The sequence below is a fragment of the Acinetobacter sp. YH12102 genome (assembly GCF_013419125.1).
In the GTDB taxonomy this organism is placed as follows: domain Bacteria; phylum Pseudomonadota; class Gammaproteobacteria; order Pseudomonadales; family Moraxellaceae; genus Acinetobacter; species Acinetobacter pseudolwoffii.
In genome coordinates this window covers 334684-354303 of the sequence record NZ_VPAS01000004.1, presented here as the reverse complement: position 1 = coordinate 354303, position 19620 = coordinate 334684, and the positions used below count along the sequence as shown (strand labels likewise).

Here is a 19620-nt window from a genome sequence, read left to right as displayed (position 1 = left end):
CAGCTGAATCAGCGAGAGATTGTTGAGAATAAACGGTTGGGTGCTGTTCTGAATCATATCCAACAACAGCATGAAGAACTGGAACAACAAAACAAACGCAATCGTTCTCAAAAGATGCCAAGCAGACGTGCACAGAAAATAGCAATCAAAGAACGAAATCTAAATCCTGTGCTTGACTTGGAATTGTCCATATAGGACATTTCTATTTGGTTATTAGGTAGGACATTTCTACTTGGGAATAACAGCCTTTGTTAGAACCCATTCAAAATGTCTATATTCTCACCAATAAAAATGTCTAGTTTATGATGGTTTAAACATCATGGACTGGATATGAAATATAGATGCTGATCACTATGTCTGACAAAGAAATTCAACGTCTTGCAGTTCTGCAAGACGTTCGAGATCATCGTATTACCCAAGTCCGTGCTGCTGAAATCCTGAATCTTTCCACCCGTCAAATTACCCGGTTATTGCAGAAGCTCAATCAAGATGGTGTTTCAGGTATGGCGCATGCCAGCCGTGGTCAACCTGGCCATCGTCGCCATGACGATTTATTAAAATCGCAATGTCTTTCCATTATTTCTGAACATCTGCTGGGATTTGGACCTACCTTGGCATTTGGATTGGCTGCAGATATTGCCTTTAAACGGCATGGCAAAGTAGTCATTACAGAACGTGATCCTTGGGCCATGCGCGGTTATGAATTATATGGTCAGGTCGCTGAATCGGTGGGTTTGACCTGGGGCGGCCGCTGGAAATCCATTAAAGATTTCGGACATACTGAATATCGTATGCCCGGTTTAAAGAAAACTGCTGAGATGGCGCATCAACTGATCCATGAAGGTCAATTACAGGTACATACATTACATCCGTAAATATTACTTAATTAAGGAATGCTTGCATGTATTTAATGACTTCATCTGGTTTTTCACCATGTAGCCAATGACCGGTATTTTCAATAACTTCAATTTTTGCCTGAGAAAACTGTTCATTAATTGCTGCAAAATGTTCTGGTTTTGAGATATAAAAAGAATCACCACCACGCAGAAATAAGGCTGGCCGATTAATTTTTTCGACCTTTTCCCAAGCCATAATATCTGGATAATGATCAAATAAAGCCTGAACATTAAACAGCCACTGCCCTTTATTAAAGGATTTTAATAAAAATTGAATCACCATTTCTTCATGAATATATTTACGCATAATTTTTGCTGCTTCCAGTCGTGAAGCAACATTTTCTTGCTGTACTGCAAATAAGGCTTGAAAAATTTCAGCATGATGATTTTCATGATATTGGATCGGTGTAATATCAAGGACGACGAGTTTTTCAGTCTGTTCACGAGCTAAATCTGCCAGTTTCATAGCAATTTTCCCACCCATAGAATGTCCAACAACGACAAACTTATGAACATTTAAACTGGATAAAGTTTCCAATACATCTTCTGCCATGAGCTGATAGTTAATATCAGAGCTATGACCAGAAAGACCATGATTACGCACATCAATTTGGATCACGGTTCTCTGTTCAGAAAAATGTCGAGCCAATACTCCTAAATTACTCAAACTACCAAATAAACCATGAATAAAGATCATTGGAGATACTGTTGAAGTTTCATGATGGTGTAATTGATAGTTAAGGATCATTTGAGAATTCCGTGATTTCTTGATTTAATTGTTAATAGTGGGTTGATATTGAAAATTAATCAATTGCCAAATTTTTAAAATAAAAATTTGCTTAGGCTATTTTATAAATATAACAGGATTAGTTTTGTAGCATAAATATAAGATATAACTTCACTACCCTGCTTGGAGTACCATTCATTTATGTATGAAGACAAAATTCACGCTATTCGTTATGAAGTCATTTCTATAATGCTTATGTGTGACATGATCAAGCAACAATATTATGCAGTATTAAAAGATCTCTCGACAAAGCTTAGAAAAATATTAAAGTTTAATTGTTAAATTATAGTTATCAATTTTCTTATTTCCCGGATATATCCCCGGGATAATGAGTAACAATCATGCTTATACTTTAGTTTAACTTTACAAAAAACCCTACAGATAGATGCATCTTATTTAAGATGATATTTTTTGGTCAAAATCCAGCCAAGATTAAAATAATAATATTCTCTTTATTTTCATTAATGCGTGATGAGAAGAAGTACCACTCGCCCTATTCAACATCCCTATTTTTACAGAATAAGGTGGTGGTCATTCCTGATTTACTCAGGCTCTGATCCTGTCGATCAAGAAAACTTTTGGCGACCATAGCCATCATGGGCGCCATATCCAGACTGTTATTTTCTTCAGAAACTTTTTGAATGTCCTGATAGGCTTTCAGTCGATTACAAAAAGCCTGACGTTGGGTTTTGGCATCGGCCTTTGGATCATCTTCATCTAAAATGTGCTTGGTTTCATTGACGATTTTAGTTTGTTCTAAAATAAACTGGTCATACGCACTTTGTGAAAGTGGTTCTGCAAAGACCATGCTATTCAGTAAGAATAACAATCCTGCACAAATGAAAGATGATTTTTTTAGCATTTAGATTTCTTCTTTCCAGACATCTTCATAATCATCGGCATCAATCATGAAACGAAAACCTGTTTCCAGAGCAAGATATGGTAATACTTCTGGTGCGATGTCCTGTAATTCACGTACGGTCATCGTTTCAAAAGCATCTTCACTTGAAGGTTCTCCGCCATAAATATACCAGCTGATATTTTCCGCTGTCTCAGGCTTTTTACGAATACCAACTATCGGATCCTGCTTTAAGGTATGTACGGCCACAGCAACAACATCATCACCCGTGACTTCAACATAAGCTGAGCCTACTTCTTCACAAAGTAACTTTTGCTCTGCGATCAGTTCTTGTAAAGGTGATAGATTTTGCGTGTTTTTCGACATTCGATATTACTCATTTATTTGCATTAGCACGCTATTTTAACTGAATTTTAGCAATGCTGATGAGGATTTCGTCGAGATGTTAAAATATCTGCGCTTAAAATTGTTTAAGCGCAGATATGAATTTCAGGCTTATTTGAAAATTTTAAAACGCTCTTCGTCCGCAAGATAATCTTTGGCATGTGTTTCGCCTTCGATTGAACCAAAGACCAGCTGTGCGCGAAGCTTCCAGTTGGCTGGAATGTCCCACTCAGCATGCACCTGCTCATCTACGATCGGATTATAATGCTGTAAAGATGCACCTAGGCCTTCAGTATGTAATGCTGTCCATGTGGCAAATTGCGCAATCGCAGTAGAATGCTCTGCCCAGACAGGGAAGTTATCCGCATAAGACGGGAATTGCTCCTGCAACGCTTGTACCACTGTTTGATCTTCAAAGAATAATACCGTACCTACACCAGCAGCAAAGCTGGCCATTTTAGCAGTGGTTTTTGCTGCACTTGCTTCATCTTTTGCATAACTTTTTAATTTATCTGCAACGATGCCCCAAAACTTTTCATGTTCTGTGTTGAATAAAATGACGGCGCGTGAAGACTGGGAATTAAAAGCAGATGGACTTTGTTTAATTGCAGTTTGAATTAAATCAGTTAAACGTTCAGGAGATTGTTCAATATTCTTGCCAATGGCATAAATAGTACGGCGTTTAGTAATTAAATCTAAAAACTGATTCGACATTTTTAAAAATCCTGGGATATATCTTCGGGAAAACTGGAACCTTTAGCTATTTTTGTGAAGCATAGCTAATCAATTAAACTTTTAGCTTATCTAAAAATAAAACTTATATACATTAAAAAATAATAGACAGAATTACCAGGCTATTTGCTTGATATTTTTATATATTTTTTAGCTAAAACTAATTCTTTTCACCTATTTTTTAAACAAAGGTTAAAATTACTGCCCAATGAAAATACTTTAGGATAAATAGTGGGCTATATTGCTCTGTTCTCGGGCGAAATTCTAGGAATCATTATTTTTATAAGGTTTATTTTTTGAAGACCCCTGTTAAAGAGAATCTAATAATATAGCTTAGGCTATTTCCAAGCATCTCCGATCATGAAGGAAAGCTTAGGCTACAGATGAAATTAGTCCCCCAAGAATGGAGGACTAATTTTTAGCAATGAGAACTATAAACTTAAATTAAAATTTTGCATTCAAAATTTGAGCTGATACTTTACTTTTCCACAGCTCACGTAGTGTCGGTAAATAGAATTTCTCACCTAGTTCAACCAGTTCTGCATCGATCAGTGCATGCATTTCCTGCATAAACAGATAGTCCAGTTCAACTGTGCTCAGTTTTGCCTGCTGCTTTTGATAGTCCTTACGTTTTTGCTGGGCTTGTTTAACCAAACGATCCGCAAATGCTTTATCTTTAAACTGGCTAATCGCCTTTAAACGCAGTTCAATAATGCCCCAACCGGTTAACAACATTTGGAAAGTCTCAAAGTCATCGCTGGTCGATTCCCAAGACATTTCTTCCAGATTTTCATCATCTGGAAGCACCGGCAAAAGAAGTTCCATGACACTTGGAAAAATCTTTTTAAAATTCAGAATAAATTTAACAGGATGCTCACCTGGATAATCCTTGAATTGCACCTTTCTTTGAACATCTGTTAAACAAATATCAAGCATAAAACAATCATCAGTGGTTAATCTCATCGAGTTCTATTGTACGCAACTCTGCCTGAGATAAAAACCACTGCTGACAATTCCATGATAAAACAGGCTGAAAGATTGAAAATAAAAGCCTTAAACGCTTTATTTTACATTTGGTGAGACCATCTGTTCAGGACGCACCACCTCATCAAACTGTTCAGCCGTGACTAAACCAAGTTCAACAGCCACCTGCTTTAAGGTTTTAGCTTCTTTATAGGCAGTTTTGGCAACCTTGGCTGCATTCTCGTAACCAATCACCGGGTTTAATGCAGTGACCAGCATTAATGAGTCATGCAAGAAATGATCAATCTTGTCACGGTTCGGCTCAATACCTACGGCGCAGTGATCATTGAAACTATTACAGGCATCGCCCAAGAGCTGGATGGATTGCAGTAAGTTATAGGCAATCACAGGCATAAACACATTCAGCTCAAAGTTACCCGATGCACCTGCCACATTAATCGTGGTGTCATTTCCAAGCACTTGCGCCACCACCATGGTCATGGCTTCACTTTGCGTCGGATTGACCTTACCCGGCATAATGCTTGAACCTGGCTCATTTTCAGGAATACGCAGTTCACCAAATCCACAACGAGGCCCACTGGCTAACCAACGAATATCGTTGGCAATTTTATTTAGGCTGACTGCAAGGGTTTTTAATGCGCCTGAAGCAAATACCGCAGCATCACGGCCGGCCAAAGCTTCAAATTTATTCGGAGCAGTGACAAATGGTAGACCTGTCAGCTTCTCCAGTGTCTCTGCGGCCTGAACTGCATAATCAGGATGGGCATTTAGACCTGTACCAACAGCCGTCCCGCCCAATGGCAACTCATACAAACCCAGTAAAGCTTGCTGTAAGCGAATCAAGCCATGATCAAGTTGGGATACATAACCACTAAATTCCTGACCTAGGGTTAAAGGTGTCGCATCCTGTAAATGCGTCCGGCCAATTTTGACAATATCGGCAAAGGCTAAAGATTTTGCATGCAAGGTATCGCGTAGACGGGTAAGCGCTGGAATAAGAAGTTGATTAATCTGCAAACTCGCTGCGACATGAATCGCAGTCGGGAAAGAGTCATTGGTCGATTGGGCACGGTTGACATGATCATTTGGATGAACCGGTTTTTGCGCACCTAAATGATTGCCCAATTTTTGATTGGCAATATTGGCTATCACCTCATTACAGTTCATATTACTTTGCGTGCCTGAACCGGTTTGCCAGACCACCAGTGGAAACTGGCTATCCCACTGCCCGCTAATCACCTCATCTGCTGCATCCACAATATAGCCCGACAGCTCTTGAGGAATCTGATCCAGTTTAGCATTGGTCAAGGCTGCAGCTTTTTTTACCAGTCCCATTGCACCAATCATTGCCCGTGGCAAGCGTTCATTGCCGATCTTGAAGTTTTGCAAGCTACGCTGGGTCTGAGCGCCCCATAAAGCCTCACTCGGTACAGCCACTTCGCCCATGGTGTCATGTTCAATACGTGTTTGCATGTTCAACCTCAATTTTTTACATATCGCTGATTTTAAAAGCATCTATCACGATACTTTGCTAGATTGATTAAAAGTAATCGATTATATTAAATATGTAAATGATAATTATTATCAAATATTTTTTACTTATCTCATTTACTGTCCTCTCAGTATATTTTGATAAAATAGCCATTCATCCTCAAGCATCTTTTTCAGTGAACGTTGCGGTTGCCAATGCAAAATCTGCTGTGCCTTTTCAATATTCGCGCCTAGCTGGTCAAGCTCTGCATGAGGATAAGGCAAGGCATCGACTGTTCTAATTGCAGATTGGGTCACTTCTGCCAGTTGATCCAACAAATCCTGTATCGAAATGAGCGTTCCAGCAATATTGAAGGCTTCACATTTTAATTCCTGTTGTTGCCATAGCCACTGCAAGGATTTAATCACCGCATCACAACTGTCTGCCACATGCAGAAAACTCCGCTCTACTGTTCCATCCGCAGTATAAGCCTGACGGCGTAATTCCAGATATTCGCGCTGCTGCGCAGCGACCTGCATTGCCAAAGGCACAATATTTTTCGGTAAAGGTGGCACCGCCTCGCCTAGGACACCATGCTCGAAGGCGCCGCTAATATTAGATAGTCTTAAGATAGCAATGCGCCACTCGTTATCTGTTTTGACAGTATCCCGAATAATTTCCTCAACCATCTGTTGCGATTTAATATAGGGATTGGGATAAGTATAGTTAAAAGGTAGATCTTCATTGAGATCCGTACCGGATTGTCCATAGACTGCCAGACTGGATAAATGCACCAGATGCCGTACGCCGGTACGTTGCATGGCGCGCATTAAGCTCATAATACAGCTGACATTATCATTATAATATTCAAGGGGTTTTAATACTGATTCTTCTAGCGACTTAAAACTGGCAGCATGTACTACAGCCTGAATCGAATGCTGTTCAAATACTTTGTTTAATGCAGGCGTATTGCGAATATCAATTTTGATAAAAGGCACATACATCCCGGAAATATATTCAAGTCGCTCCAGCGTCTGCAAATTGGCATTGGCCAAATTATCGACCACAATGACCTCTAATCCTTGTGCTAACAGACTTAAAGCAATATGTGAGCCTAAAAAGCCTAATCCACCCGTCACTAAAATCATTGTATACTACCTACTTTCTGATGAAGCCCAGATCAAGCTGTTGCTATTGATCAAGCCTGTAGTGAATTTCGATGAGCACCTTAATTCTTGTTACCTCCGCACCAACTTCTATTTATGCCTGGCATGCCCTTGGTTTGGCGCAGGCATTACACAACAAAAACCAAGAATTCCGCGTATTCTTTTATCAGGACGGCGTGTCGGTCGCAAATGCACTGCAATGGGTGCCCGACGATCAACGTCATCTTACACATGCCTGGCAAGCACTCAATATTCGCCTACCGGTCTGTGTAAGTGCAGCACTGGCGCGAGGGATTACAGATCAGGACAATGCTCAACGTCACAATATTCAGCAGCATAATCTGGCGGATGCCTTTGAATTGGTCGGTTTAGGTGAACTTGCCGATGCTGTTCAATCCTCACAACGTCTGATTCAATTCTAGATGTTCCATTTTTTAGAATGTGTTGCTTTTCCAAGGAATCTTGTGTGAAATCTGTACTTGTTATATTAACCCAAGCCAATCTGACCAGCCTGCAAGTGCATGAAAGCCTGTCTGCGACCATGGTTTTGGCGACATTTGGTGCGGAAGTGAAAGTTCTGCTACAAGGTGCAGGTCTTAGTCTTCTACGCTCAGAACTGCAATTTGATCAGTTACAACATGCCTTTAAACTGGCATCAAATATGGTCGACAGTTTTGAGTTTTATGACCTCACTCCAATTCTGATTGAACAGAAAAACCAGAACTCGCCCTTTGTGGCTCAGAACGAACAAGAGATTGAATTTATTGAGCTAAGCCCAGCGTTTATTCAAGGCTTTGATCATGTGCTGTATTGGTAAGGAATAAAGGATATATAAAATGTCAAATCACACACTTTATCTGATCCAATCGAACTATGCGGCAACGGCGCAGATTCTGGAACAACTCGCTCAAATTTATACCCCAGTTGATCAGATCGTACTGATGGGTGAAGCCGTATTACAGCTGGAGCATTCATTTCTACAAAATTTGCCGAAAATTTACATGCTGGAAAATGATGCAGAGCTTTTGACACAGCCTTTGCCGGATCAGGTCAAGCTTCTCGATTTTGCCGATTTTGCAGATCTTTGCCTCGGGTTTAATCGCTGTATTTCAATGAAATAATCAATGAGTTAAATATGAATTTAGAACTGGATCAAGATGGTCATCTGATCGATTACACCATTTGGAATGAAGAAGTCGCGCAAGTCCTGGCCAATAACCTGGAACTGAACTTAACCCCGTGGCATTTTGAAATTCTGCAAGCAGTGCGTCAGTTCTATCAGCAGTTTGGCCATTCACCGGCCACACGTCCCTTAATTAAATTCCTAATGAAAACGGTTAGTGCTGACATCAACAATGCCATGCTTCAGGAAAAGTTTAATACGGGTCTGGTCGCGCGGCATTTAAGCCGTTTGGCCGGCGTACCCAAGCCTGCAAATTGTTTATAAAAGTACGCTGTCTTCAATACTTATATCTAAATGCCTGAATTCTCATTTGGGCTTTTTTATGAAAGCAATTTTCACATCTAAAATAATAAAAGATATTCGTGGCTTGAATTCCTCAACTTCGGATTTGTTCTAAGGTTCGCAAAGCCCGATGCAATTCATGATCCATTTCTGGCAGAACTTTCAGCAGAAACTCAATTTGTGCTTTCGCCTCGTCTCGAGTCACCAGTTTAGCTTCTACCAGCGTCTGCTGTAGACTAACCAGCAAACTGACCTGTCTAGGATCTGGTTGTTGCCCCTGACCTAAAGCACTGATGATTTGAGCAAAGTCTAGATATAACTGTTGTTGCTTTAACAATAGGCTTTGCTTTGTAGCTACATTATTTGGTTCAGCCTGTGTATTTTGGCTATTGCTCTTAAAACTCAGAGACATATAGCTGGATGATTTTTCAAGTCGGGCAACCTGATCACGATGGGCTTGGACTTGATTGGCAAAATCAGTCCGATAGATGTCTTGTCGTATCTGGTAAGCAATAGCCACCAAAATGCCGAACAAGAGTAATCCGATGATGAGATATAAAAGAACGGTCTTATCTTTCATCTTGATCTCCTCAACCCAATAAAGACAGCTCTTATCAAAACGCTGCCTATATCGTTGCTCGACTACGGCGTTGACCAGTCTATTGGTGCATAGCCGATCCGGACACGTTGTGGATGATTCCCAACTGGTACACTGAGCACTTTATCCCCTGTGGCAAAATCAATCACGGTCACCACATCGGTTTCACTTTCGGAAATCACACAGCTTTTACCATCTGGACTACGCGTTGCCCAATAGGGTTTGCCGGCAGGAATCAGTTTGCCGGCAGTCAGCGTCTTACGATTTACAATCGTGGCATAATCATCCATGGTTCCTGCAACACAGAGCTTTTCACCATCAGCACTGATTGACAAACCATGATGACGCGAATCATTGACCCATTTTGTCCGGTCTTTCGGGATACTATCACTGCCAGGGAGCTGTCCGATCCGGCTAATCTTGTTCTGATTCAGATCGTACTCAATCAGACCATTAAAAAATGAAACCTGGGCATAAAGTTTCGTTTCATCCTTGCTAAATACCATTGGGCGAACTGAATTGGATAAATCCTTGCGACCAAATGCATCGAGTGCAGGTCTGAAATCAATTTTTCTCAGCACTTGATGGGTATTGGCATCCGCGATGCTAATGTAGCGTTTTCCTTTGGTGAAATCCTGCCACTGTGCATCCATTGACGTTTCAACATTGCCAATCGCGGAGTTCAGGATCTTGTTACCATCATCGAAGTAGATATTTTCATGTGGTTTATCACCCGTAGCAAAACGCCCTAACTCTTTGCCAGTGTGAATATCCAGGACATGTACCACATTGCCTGAAGATGCTGACACCGCCACGCGTTGACCATCTGGCGAAACCGCCATGTGATCGGCACGAAAACCTTCAACCGGTGTACGCCAGTTCATCTTGCCTGTTTTGATACTAATAGAGACCACATCGGCGAAACTTGGACGCGATGCCACGATGGACTGACCATCTGGCGTCGAGTACATATCATCGACCAACTGATCATTACCTTCGCCCGCTGTGGCCTGAATATAGGTATAGGCAATCAGCTTGATTGGATTGAGATGAATTTCTTTGAGACGCTCTTTACGGTCAGGAATCATGTTAATGACGCCAATTTTGCCAAAATCACCCGATGGACGAATCACAGTCACTGTGCCATCCCAGTTGTTTCCGACAAAGAAAACCTGCTGTGAATTGGCAGGTGCAGCTGAAGGCGCAGAAGCGGCCTGTACACTCGGAAACGCAGACAGCATCGCCATTGCAGATAAGGTCAGACAGAATCGTGGCCATTTTTTATTTTGAACTTTCATCCTTTATGCTCCGCATAATCATTTTTATTATTTTTAATTCTTTATTGCGCACATTTCCGCTGTGCTTATTCGTGACCTAATATACAAAGGTATAAAATGATTTGCTGATTTTTCCGACCAAAAAAAGATCACTTCAAACGCTATTCATATAAATCTTCAGGGGAATTTGACCTTATACATCCAGCACATCGACAAACTGTGCATTCAGCACTTTGGCAAGATCAGCCGGTTTCAGTCCGATATCCAAGCCTCTTTTACCGCCACTCACATATATTTTATTGAGCTTTTCTGCCGATACATCAATGACTGTTTTTAAACGCTTCTTTTGTCCGATTGGACTGATTCCACCGACCAGATAACCGGTTAAACGTTCGGCATGTTTCGGATCTGCCATTTGCAGTTTCTTGCAACCACAAGCTGCCGCTACTTTTTTTAGATTAAGCTGATGATTGACTGGTAACACGGCAACGAAATACTGTTTTTCATCCGTTACCAATAGCGTTTTAAAGACTTCTTCGACTTGTAATCCTAATTTTTCTGCAGCCTCTAAACCAAAGCTTTTCGCATTGGCATCATGTTCATATTCATGAATACTATATTCAATTTTTTGAGTTTTTAAGAGTTTACATGCAGGTGTCATAATACTTCTGGCTCAAGTCTGATCGCCTTAGTATATAAATATTCGCTCAAGAAGTTAATGTTTTTGCCCCATACCTCTGCTCCATATGCATGACTACAAGCTGTTTCTGAGATTTTTTGCAAAGAAAGTGGCGTGCAAAATACCAACAAAGATATGTGTTTTTGCCACTATCTAGATATCAGATGCGCCTGTGCCTAGCGATTTAGAATGCTTTGAAATGAACATATTCGTCATTTCATCAAGATAGCGACAATCTAAATTTTTCCAAACCCTTCGCTATAAATCTCTTTAAATTCGATGTCTGTTTCTTAGTCAGCTTTATAAATTTAGAAACAGAACATAAAACTGATCTCTAAATTGAAGTAACTCATTTTTATCTGGTATTTTGTAATAAAATGCATATAAAAACACAGACTAAAATATTAAAATAAGCTTATTAACATATTGTCTTATCTTGCCTTTTTAAGTATTTCTCCATCTTTTCAAGATGAGATTTTGACATTAAGGGAAGCACGGTTAAAGGCAAAGTTAGGCTAGTCATCCTCTCACGTAAGTCAAGGATCTCTCGATTGAATGTCCTAATCGTTTTGGCCAGACATGAATTTTTGCAAGATTAAAATATGATCAAACAGCAGAGCTGATCCTTAACATGAAGATACAGTTACATAAAGGATATTAACTGTTTTTGCCAATTGGGTTTACAATGAAAACAATCTGAATACCCTGCGAATTGTAATTTTTTAACATTGCCAAATCTCTGCAAAGTTTTCATTATAGCGCCACTGTTTAGGATATGCTTTCTACGTCAATTCAAAGAAATTATAAATAGTCATGTAGAAAATCATGCAATAATAAGCAGAGTTTGCAGCTATCTTGCAAACAAACCTCGATACTTTTTAATTGGAGCATGCTGGATGAGTTCGACCATTTTGGTTATTCATGGACCGAATTTAAATTTGCTTGGAAAGCGCGAACCAGAAGTTTATGGTCATCTTACGCTTGGCGATATTAATCAGCAACTGACTGCTCAGGCTCAACAGGCCACATTACAACTCGATACCTTCCAAAGCAACTGGGAAGGCGCAATCGTTGACCGAATTCATCAAGCCCAACTCGACGGCGTACAATATATCATTATCAATCCGGCAGCATTGACACATAGTTCTGTTGCGGTTCGCGATGCCCTGCTTGGTGTCGCCATTCCTTTTATTGAAGTCCATTTGTCAAACGTCCATGCACGCGAGGCATTTCGACATCATTCGTACTTGTCCGATAAAGCCATCGGCGTGATCTGTGGTCTGGGTGCAAAAGGCTATGCTGCTGCGCTCGACTATGTCATTGAAAAAATACAATCTTCTACAAAATCTTAATTAGGAATACTGTCTCATGGATATCCGTAAAATCAAGAAACTCATCGACTTGATGATTGAATCTGACTTACAGGCGATCGAAGTTAAAGAAGGCGATCAATCGATTGCATTAACTCGTCGTAATCCAGTGGTTGCAGCGGCTGTTCCTGCAATGCCTGCACCTGCAGCTGAAGTACCTGCGGCGAAGTCTCCGCGCGGTGCTGTTGAAACATCTCCAATGGTTGGGGTGTTTTACTCTGCACCAAGCCCAGGCGAAGCGACATTTGTCAAAGTGGGTCAAACCGTTTCTGCTGGTGATACCTTAGGTATTATCGAAGCAATGAAAATCATGAACCCGATTGAAGCAACTCAAAGTGGTGTGATCGAAGAAATTCTAGTGAAAAATGGTGAAGTGATTCAATTCGGCCAACCACTTTTCCGCTACCGCGCTTAATCACCCCGGGGATTTATAATGTTGCAAAAAGTTTTAATTGCAAACCGTGGTGAAATTGCTTTACGCATCACCCGGGCTTGCAGAACTTTAGGGATCAAAACCGTAGGTGTCTATTCTGACGCAGACAAAGACCTGATGCATTTGCGTTTCTGTGATGAAGCCGTTTGTATCGGTCCGGGTGCGAGCAGTGACAGCTACCTGAATATTCCTGCGATTATTACAGCTGCTGAAATTACTGGCGCAGATGCCATCCATCCTGGTTATGGCTTTCTCGCTGAAAATGCTGAATTTGCTGAAATCGTAGAAAATTCTGGTTTTATCTTTATCGGTCCACGTCCAGAACATATTCGTTTAATGGGGAACAAGGTTTCTGCCATTATTGCCATGAAAAAAGCGGGTGTACCAACTGTACCGGGCTGCGACCATGCCGTAACCATTCACAATGCACTCGCCGAAGCGAAAGAGATCGGTTTCCCGCTGATTGTCAAAGCTGCTTCTGGTGGTGGTGGTCGTGGTATGCGTATCGTCGAAAATGTCGACACCCTGCTGGAATCTGTTCAGGCTGCACAGCGTGATGCAGAAATGTGGTTTGGTGATGATACGGTCTATATGGAACGTTTCCTGCAAAAGCCACGTCATGTTGAAGTACAGGTACTGGCTGATGGTAATGGCCATGCGATTCATCTCTATGATCGTGACTGCTCGCTACAGCGTCGCCATCAAAAAGTACTGGAAGAAGCGCCAGCACCGAACTTACCAGAGCAAGCACGTGCCGATATTCTAGAAGCCTGTGTCAATGCCTGTAAACTGATGCAATATCGTGGTGCAGGTACATTCGAATTCCTGTTTGAAGATGATGGATTCTTCTTCATTGAAATGAATACGCGTGTTCAGGTTGAACATCCGGTAACTGAAATGGTAACCGGTATTGATATTATCGAACAGCAATTGCGTATTGCTGGTGGCTTAGGTCTCGATATTCAGCAAGAAGATGTCAAGGTTTTAGGACATGCGATTGAATGCCGTATTAACGCAGAAGATCCATCAACCTTCTTGCCTTCACCCGGCAAGATTGAGAGCTTCTATGCACCAGGCGGCGCAGGTATCCGCTTAGACTCGCACATCTACCCAGGCTATAGCATTCCGCCGTATTATGACTCGATGATCGCCAAACTGATTTCGCATGGCAAGGACCGTGAGACGTCTATTTCTCGCATGAGAAATGCCTTGGAAGAAATGATTTTGACTGGTGTTAAAACCAACATTCCTTTGCACAAAGATTTAATCCTTCAGGATAAAAACTTCTGCAAACAGGCGATGGACATTCATTATCTGGAAAAACATTTGTTGAAACAGCTAGAAGGTGCTGAAGAGAAAGCTCAATAAGCTTAAAGCTTATAAAAAACCGCTGAAATTCAGCGGTTTTTTTATGTTGATGATTCATTTATGGTAATACACGTCTGAGCACGGCAAAGCATTGCTCGGCCTTGTCATTGGCACAGAAATTAATCGTGTACGGATTTTGCCATTTCACAAAATACTGGGAAATTTCACCGGATTGATCAACCTGATTGCCTGAGCAGTCTTTTTCATTATTATCATATTTAACCTGAAGAATCAGTGCGGGAATCTGAACGGTCGGATCCTGTGCAGGCTGATAATCATATAATCCTGAAGTCCACTCTTCACCACTTTTAATTACGACATTATTATTGCTTTTAAAATTATAATATTCGATACATTTTTTATTATCCGGAATTTCCATCCCCCACAACCCCACAATTTCAGGCCGGGTTTTCACGGTAAATGTATTTGGGATTTCAGCAGCTTTAGCAGAAACTTCCGCTGGTTTTTTATTTTCTGTCGCCATTAGCCAAGGTGAGCTCATGAGTAAGATAAGGCTAAGACATATTTTTTTCATATTTACCGGCATCGTTTTAACAATTGATTCTAAGTTAGCATATTTTTTCAGAATCGTATCCCACTCTGGAGCAGTTTAAATCTGAGTCCATAAAGTTTTTATCATATTGTTTAAAAACATGGATTTCTTTTCCAGTTTATTTTGTATATATTTCGTATATAACAATCTTAACATCATGTATTAATAACAGATTAATCAAAAAATAACTGTATATATAAAATCAGACTTACTTGCTAAACAAAGTGATCATTCACACTTAAAAATTTAAATATAGGATTTTAAATTTGCAATTGGCTCGAATAACAGAACAACAATTAAATCATGAAACCTATGCTTATTTTGTCATTGTGTTCGCTGTTTTAGTATGTTGTTTTATTGGGATCGCAACCAGGCCACTCGGCTATCTCGCCCTGATCTGGCCAGCCAATGCTGCCTTACTGGCCATATTCCTGCGTTTTCCACATTTAAATCATCTGGGTGGCTGGCTGGGTGCATTCAGTGCTTTTATGTTTGCAGATCTGGTCATAGGCAACAGTCTGCTGCAAAGCCTGTTTCTTACACTTTCCAATCTGATTAGTACCATTGTCTCGATATTTTTATTCGTTATTTCAAGATTAATTATAAATACTACAATACCGGTTATACCTTTATTCATTTATTTGGCATCTTCGCATTTGCCGGCTGTCTGGCCAGCGCTGCTTTTGCAGTTGCCACCCTGCCAAACTTACCCAATACATTCATGACCAAAGAAAACTTATGGATTGATTTTGGTCTATGGTGGACGGGCGAGATGGTCAATTATATCGTGGTATTACCTTTGGTTCTGGCCTTTCCCAGAATCAAGGATATGCAGTATCTGTTTAAAAACCGCCGTCAAAAGCCTCATCATTTCAGTTATTTTCTGCCCGCAGCTACAGTCGTACTCTGTGTCATCATCACCAATATTTTTTCAGGTCCGGGCGCCCTGCTCTATCCTTTGGCTGCGCTTATCTGGGCCGCATTAACCTATCGCCTGTTTAGCATGACACTGATTAATGCGTTTGTGATTATTTTAACCTATTACAGCCTGACGCAGTTTTATGCCACAACGCATGACACCTTGGCAAATTCTACGATTTATATTTCGCTCCGGATCGGGCTGTTTATGCTGGCCTTATCGCCGCTTATTCTTTGTATTATTAGTCAAAACCGCAATGAGTTGTTTAAACGGGTTCTCTATCTGGCCAATCATGACAGTCTGACCCGCACCATGAACCGTCATTTTTTCTTTCAGAAAGGTGAATATTTACTGCAATATGCCAACAGAATGGAATTTTCGGTCATCATGCTGGATATTGATCATTTCAAACGTCTGAACGATGATTTTGGCCATCATGTCGGTGACAAAGTGCTGCAACATTTTGCGGAAATCATTCGCTGCAATTTACGTGCTGAAGATCTGTTTGCACGAATTGGTGGGGAAGAATTTGTGCTGTTACTCTGGAACACCGAGCCTTTTGAGGCTCAGGATATTGCAGAACGCATACGTAAACGTGTAGAAAAAACCCCGATGCATCAATCAGATGGTTCAGATCTCTACATTACCGTGAGTGTAGGGATTACCCATCAAAATGAACCACAATCACAAGACCTGCAACACCTGATCAATATTGCGGATCAGGCCTTATATCAGGCCAAACATCGTGGACGTAATCAGGTGGTACTTGCATCTTAAACTAAAATCATCTACAACCTTGAACAGCATTAACGCTAGGGAATGGCAATGAAATTAGAAGAATATCTACAATATGACGGTTTAGGACTGGCTGAACTGGTCGCCAATAAACAGGTACATTCCAGTGAACTTTTATCCGCTGCCTTAGAGCGTAGCTCAATTGCCAATCCCGAACTGAATGCTATTATTATTCCCATGCATGAGCATGCATTAAAACGGACCCAGCAGAATTTATCCGGACCTTTTGCCGGTGTGCCTTTTCTGGTCAAAGACCTGTTTCAGGAATATGCAGGTTATCCAACCTCTTATGGCTGTCAGGGCTTAAAACGGATCGGTTATATTGCCGAAACCAATGCCGAGATTGTCAATCGTTGGGAAAAAGCTGGAATTGTCACTTTTGGCCGTACCAATACGCCTGAATTTGGCATTAAAGGGATTACCGAACCAGATGCCTGGGGTAGCTGTAAAAATCCATGGAATTTACAACATAATAGCGGCGGCTCATCGGGTGGCTCGGCTTCTGCTGTGGCTGCCGGCATTGTACCAATTGCGGGTGCAGGCGATGGCGGCGGTTCGATACGTATCCCCGCTTCATATTGCGGGCTGTTTGGTCTAAAACCAAGTCGTGGCCGTACCCCCTGGGGGCCGCAAATGAGTGAGGCCATGCATGGCGCTGCGATTCAGCATGTATTAACCAAAACGGTGCGTGACAGTGCTGCAATGCTGGATGCTACTCATGGTGAAGATCATAGTTCACTGTTTAAAATTCAACGTCCTCAACATCATTATCTGGATGTGATTCAGCAGCCACCCAAGAAGCTGAAAATCGCGTTTAGCACTTATTCTACGATTGGCACACCTGTCTCTCAGGATGCAATTCAAGCTATTAAACATACAGCAAAACTACTAGAGTCTCTGGGTCATGAAGTGATTGAAGACCGTCCAGCGATTGATGGGATGCAGTTGGCCAAGGATTTTATTACCACATGGTTTAGCCAGTTTTCTTTCATGCTGGATGAAATCCAGAAAAGCTATCCGTCTAGATCGAATGATTTTGAATTGGACTCTTTGGCACTGGCCGCCTTCGGAGCCAAGACCAGCGCGCTGGATTATATTCAGAACCTAAATAACTGGGGTCAGTATGTAACCCAGATGAATCATTTCTTTGATGATTATGATCTGTATTTGACGCCTGCAACGGCGACAGTGGCTCCGAAAAATGGTGAGGTCAAAACACCTGCTTGGCAAAAACCAATTTTAAAAGCTTTATTGAATGTGGGTAAAGCACATTTGCTGGCACAAGGCAAACTGGTCGATAAGATTGTTAAAGAAAATCTGAAATGGGTGCCCTTTACCCAGCTCGCCAATATTACCGGCCTTCCAGCGATGTCGGTACCGCTGTACTGGAATGACCAGAACCTGCCGCTCGGTTCACAGTTTATTGCGCCGTTTGCACGTGAAGATCTACTGCTCCAACTTGCGGCCCAACTGGAGCAGGCACAGCCGTGGTTTGAGCAATACTCAAAAATCCGTATTTAATGTCAAGATAATATGTTCAAGCCTGTTTTTGCAGTTCGACTTTGTTAGGCAACCCGAAAACCAGCAATAAACCAGACAAGGTCGATGCCGCAGCAGCGATAAAGATAGATGTTCCGCCTATTTGATCCCAATAATAACCAGCCAGAATACTACCGCTTGCTACCCCGATCCCCCACATGGTGCTATAAAGTGCCTGTCCACGCCCTTGTTGCCCTGCAGAGAAGTTCTGGAAAATTACCCGCATTGCGATCATATGAAATAAACCAAAACTGAAAGCGTGAATCGTTTGAGCAAAAAACTGTGCCGTAAATGAAGCAGGAAATACCCCAACGATGAACCATCTTAATCCAGTCATTAACAAGCATAGCGTGACCAGATGACGCCATGACCAGCGTGTCAAAAAGAACGTCGCATAGGCAAACATGATAATTTCTGCAATAACTCCGACTGACCACAGCAAACCAATCTGGCTGGTACTAAATCCAGCCTGACTTAGATAATTGCTGTAAAAACTATAGAACGGTGCATGCGAAAATAACAGAATTAATTCGATCAGAAAAAAACTATACACGACAGGACGTTTGAATATCGGCCATAAAGGTTCGAGCTGTTTCTGTGCAGTGGGTGCCGTCCTTGGTTCTTTAATAGTAAATGACCAGAGAAAGGCCAGAAATGAAATACAGAGCAACAAGACTGGCAACATACTGATGCTGATAATTTCAAAGACGGTACCTAAGCCGAATACACCGATTATAAAACCGACAGATCCCCATTTTCGTACTTTGCCATAGAGCTCTGCTCTTTTTTCTCCGAGCCAGAATAGAGTCACGCCTTCAAATTGTGCCAAAATCGCATTTTGAAAAAAGCTGAAAATCAGCATCAGTAAAGCCACTGACTGAAAGCTGTTAGGAATGATAAACATCATCAACCAGATACAGGCTTCCATCCAGGTGGCAATCCGTACCAGCAACATGCGCTTACCAGATTTATCTGCAATCCAGCCCCAAATAAAAGGCGCAAAAAACCGAGTGAGAATCGCAATAGAAGATAAAACACCGATTTCCTGATAGTTAAAGCCTTGATCTTCCAGATACAGACTCCAGAACGGCATGAATGCGCCCACAATCGCATAGTAGAAAAAATAGAATCCTCCCAGTCTGGTACTGATTGCAAGTGCTTGCATTAGATTGTATTCCCTTGCATCTTCAATGGCTTATAAATACTAATAGTTGCGTCATATTGCATTGAATTGCCCTTACTTGCTGTTCAAAGGTCTACAAATCCACAGAAAATATATTTTAAAAAAATTTGTAGACTGCACCCTAAGGCACGAAATTTTCGTAAGTTTATGGCTAAATGTGGC

General features: G+C 41.3%; 21 protein-coding genes and 2 pseudogenes. 11 read left to right on the top strand and 12 right to left on the bottom strand.

Translation table 11 applies throughout. The annotated features are described in order from the left end of the window. A pseudogene (locus FTU42_RS06225) lies at positions 1–195 on the top strand (ISNCY family transposase); the annotation flags it as partial. A gap of 146 nt (positions 196–341) precedes the next feature. Further along, positions 342–875, top strand: a complete 534-nt coding sequence (locus FTU42_RS14870) for a M15 family metallopeptidase (protein WP_257225552.1) — start codon at positions 342–344, stop codon at positions 873–875. A 7-nt stretch (positions 876–882) separates the two neighbouring features. Here the strand turns inward: FTU42_RS14870 and FTU42_RS06210 are convergent, their stop codons facing one another. From FTU42_RS06210 to FTU42_RS06180, 7 genes are all read right to left on the bottom strand, one after another. After that, on the bottom strand, positions 883–1644 hold the full coding sequence (locus FTU42_RS06210) for an alpha/beta fold hydrolase (protein WP_180083171.1): 762 nt from the start codon (positions 1642–1644) through the stop codon (positions 883–885). A gap of 532 nt (positions 1645–2176) precedes the next feature. After that, complete coding sequence (locus FTU42_RS06205; protein WP_180083170.1) at positions 2177–2545, bottom strand: hypothetical protein; 369 nt, start codon at positions 2543–2545, stop codon at positions 2177–2179. Continuing rightward, positions 2546–2908, bottom strand: a complete 363-nt coding sequence (locus FTU42_RS06200; RefSeq protein WP_005171032.1) for a hypothetical protein — start codon at positions 2906–2908, stop codon at positions 2546–2548. A gap of 129 nt (positions 2909–3037) precedes the next feature. Then, a complete protein-coding gene (locus FTU42_RS06195) occupies positions 3038–3640 on the bottom strand; it encodes a nitroreductase family protein (RefSeq protein WP_005171034.1) in 603 nt (200 codons plus the stop codon). A 462-nt stretch (positions 3641–4102) separates the two neighbouring features. Continuing rightward, positions 4103–4594, bottom strand: coding sequence for a hypothetical protein (locus tag FTU42_RS06190; protein WP_180083169.1), 492 nt, complete (start codon positions 4592–4594; stop codon positions 4103–4105). Between the two features lie 126 nt (positions 4595–4720). Continuing rightward, positions 4721–6115, bottom strand: a complete 1395-nt coding sequence (gene fumC, locus FTU42_RS06185; RefSeq protein WP_005171036.1) for a class II fumarate hydratase — start codon at positions 6113–6115, stop codon at positions 4721–4723. A 135-nt stretch (positions 6116–6250) separates the two neighbouring features. Then, a complete protein-coding gene (locus FTU42_RS06180) occupies positions 6251–7261 on the bottom strand; it encodes an NAD-dependent epimerase/dehydratase family protein (RefSeq protein ID WP_074382815.1) in 1011 nt (336 codons plus the stop codon). A gap of 71 nt (positions 7262–7332) precedes the next feature. Here FTU42_RS06180 and tusD point away from each other — a divergent pair, with 71 nt between their 5' ends. The 4 genes from tusD to FTU42_RS06160 are packed head-to-tail and all read left to right on the top strand — an operon-like array spanning position 7333 to position 8726. Continuing rightward, the gene (tusD, locus tag FTU42_RS06175) at positions 7333–7701 is read left to right on the top strand and encodes a sulfurtransferase complex subunit TusD (RefSeq protein ID WP_005096839.1); all 369 of its coding nucleotides are present in this window, start codon (positions 7333–7335) and stop codon (positions 7699–7701) included. 44 nt (positions 7702–7745) lie between these two features. Continuing rightward, positions 7746–8096 carry a hypothetical protein gene (locus FTU42_RS06170; protein ID WP_074382816.1) on the top strand — a complete coding sequence of 117 codons (351 nt, stop codon included), beginning with the start codon at positions 7746–7748 and terminating at the stop codon, positions 8094–8096. 19 nt (positions 8097–8115) lie between these two features. Next, positions 8116–8400 carry a hypothetical protein gene (locus FTU42_RS06165; protein WP_005096836.1) on the top strand — a complete coding sequence of 95 codons (285 nt, stop codon included), beginning with the start codon at positions 8116–8118 and terminating at the stop codon, positions 8398–8400. A 14-nt stretch (positions 8401–8414) separates the two neighbouring features. Beyond that, positions 8415–8726 (top strand): TusE/DsrC/DsvC family sulfur relay protein, encoded by a 312-nt coding sequence (locus FTU42_RS06160; RefSeq protein ID WP_005096835.1) that lies wholly within the window; start codon positions 8415–8417, stop codon positions 8724–8726. Between the two features lie 112 nt (positions 8727–8838). On the opposite strand, the gene FTU42_RS06155 is transcribed toward FTU42_RS06160, so the two are convergent. The 3 genes from FTU42_RS06155 to ybaK form a co-directional block, all read right to left on the bottom strand. Further along, the gene (locus FTU42_RS06155) at positions 8839–9324 is read right to left on the bottom strand and encodes a hypothetical protein (RefSeq protein WP_180075062.1); all 486 of its coding nucleotides are present in this window, start codon (positions 9322–9324) and stop codon (positions 8839–8841) included. A 62-nt stretch (positions 9325–9386) separates the two neighbouring features. After that, positions 9387–10640: a YncE family protein gene (locus tag FTU42_RS06150; protein WP_180083168.1), complete on the bottom strand. Its 1254-nt coding sequence runs from the start codon at positions 10638–10640 to the stop codon at positions 9387–9389. 172 nt (positions 10641–10812) lie between these two features. After that, positions 10813–11280 carry a Cys-tRNA(Pro) deacylase gene (ybaK, locus tag FTU42_RS06145; RefSeq protein WP_074382819.1) on the bottom strand — a complete coding sequence of 156 codons (468 nt, stop codon included), beginning with the start codon at positions 11278–11280 and terminating at the stop codon, positions 10813–10815. A gap of 914 nt (positions 11281–12194) precedes the next feature. Between ybaK and aroQ the strand changes: the two genes are divergently transcribed. The 3 genes from aroQ to accC are packed head-to-tail and all read left to right on the top strand — an operon-like array spanning position 12195 to position 14469. Next, on the top strand, positions 12195–12650 hold the full coding sequence (gene aroQ / locus FTU42_RS06140; protein ID WP_005096831.1) for a type II 3-dehydroquinate dehydratase: 456 nt from the start codon (positions 12195–12197) through the stop codon (positions 12648–12650). 16 nt (positions 12651–12666) lie between these two features. Further along, entirely contained in the window at positions 12667–13083 is a 417-nt protein-coding gene (gene accB, locus FTU42_RS06135; protein ID WP_005096830.1) for an acetyl-CoA carboxylase biotin carboxyl carrier protein, read from the top strand. Positions 13084–13101: 18 nt separating this feature from the next. Further along, positions 13102–14469: an acetyl-CoA carboxylase biotin carboxylase subunit gene (accC, locus tag FTU42_RS06130; protein ID WP_180083167.1), complete on the top strand. Its 1368-nt coding sequence runs from the start codon at positions 13102–13104 to the stop codon at positions 14467–14469. Positions 14470–14527: 58 nt separating this feature from the next. Here the strand turns inward: accC and FTU42_RS06125 are convergent, their stop codons facing one another. Beyond that, positions 14528–14971, bottom strand: coding sequence for a hypothetical protein (locus tag FTU42_RS06125; protein ID WP_005096827.1), 444 nt, complete (start codon positions 14969–14971; stop codon positions 14528–14530). A 317-nt stretch (positions 14972–15288) separates the two neighbouring features. Here FTU42_RS06125 and FTU42_RS06120 point away from each other — a divergent pair. After that, positions 15289–16718 (top strand): annotated as a pseudogene (locus FTU42_RS06120) (diguanylate cyclase). 48 nt (positions 16719–16766) lie between these two features. Further along, positions 16767–18257: an amidase gene (locus FTU42_RS06115; protein WP_180075066.1), complete on the top strand. Its 1491-nt coding sequence runs from the start codon at positions 16767–16769 to the stop codon at positions 18255–18257. Positions 18258–18273: 16 nt separating this feature from the next. Here the strand turns inward: FTU42_RS06115 and FTU42_RS06110 are convergent, their stop codons facing one another. Then, complete coding sequence (locus tag FTU42_RS06110) at positions 18274–19440, bottom strand: MFS transporter (protein ID WP_180075067.1); 1167 nt, start codon at positions 19438–19440, stop codon at positions 18274–18276. Positions 19441–19620 lie beyond the last annotated feature (180 nt).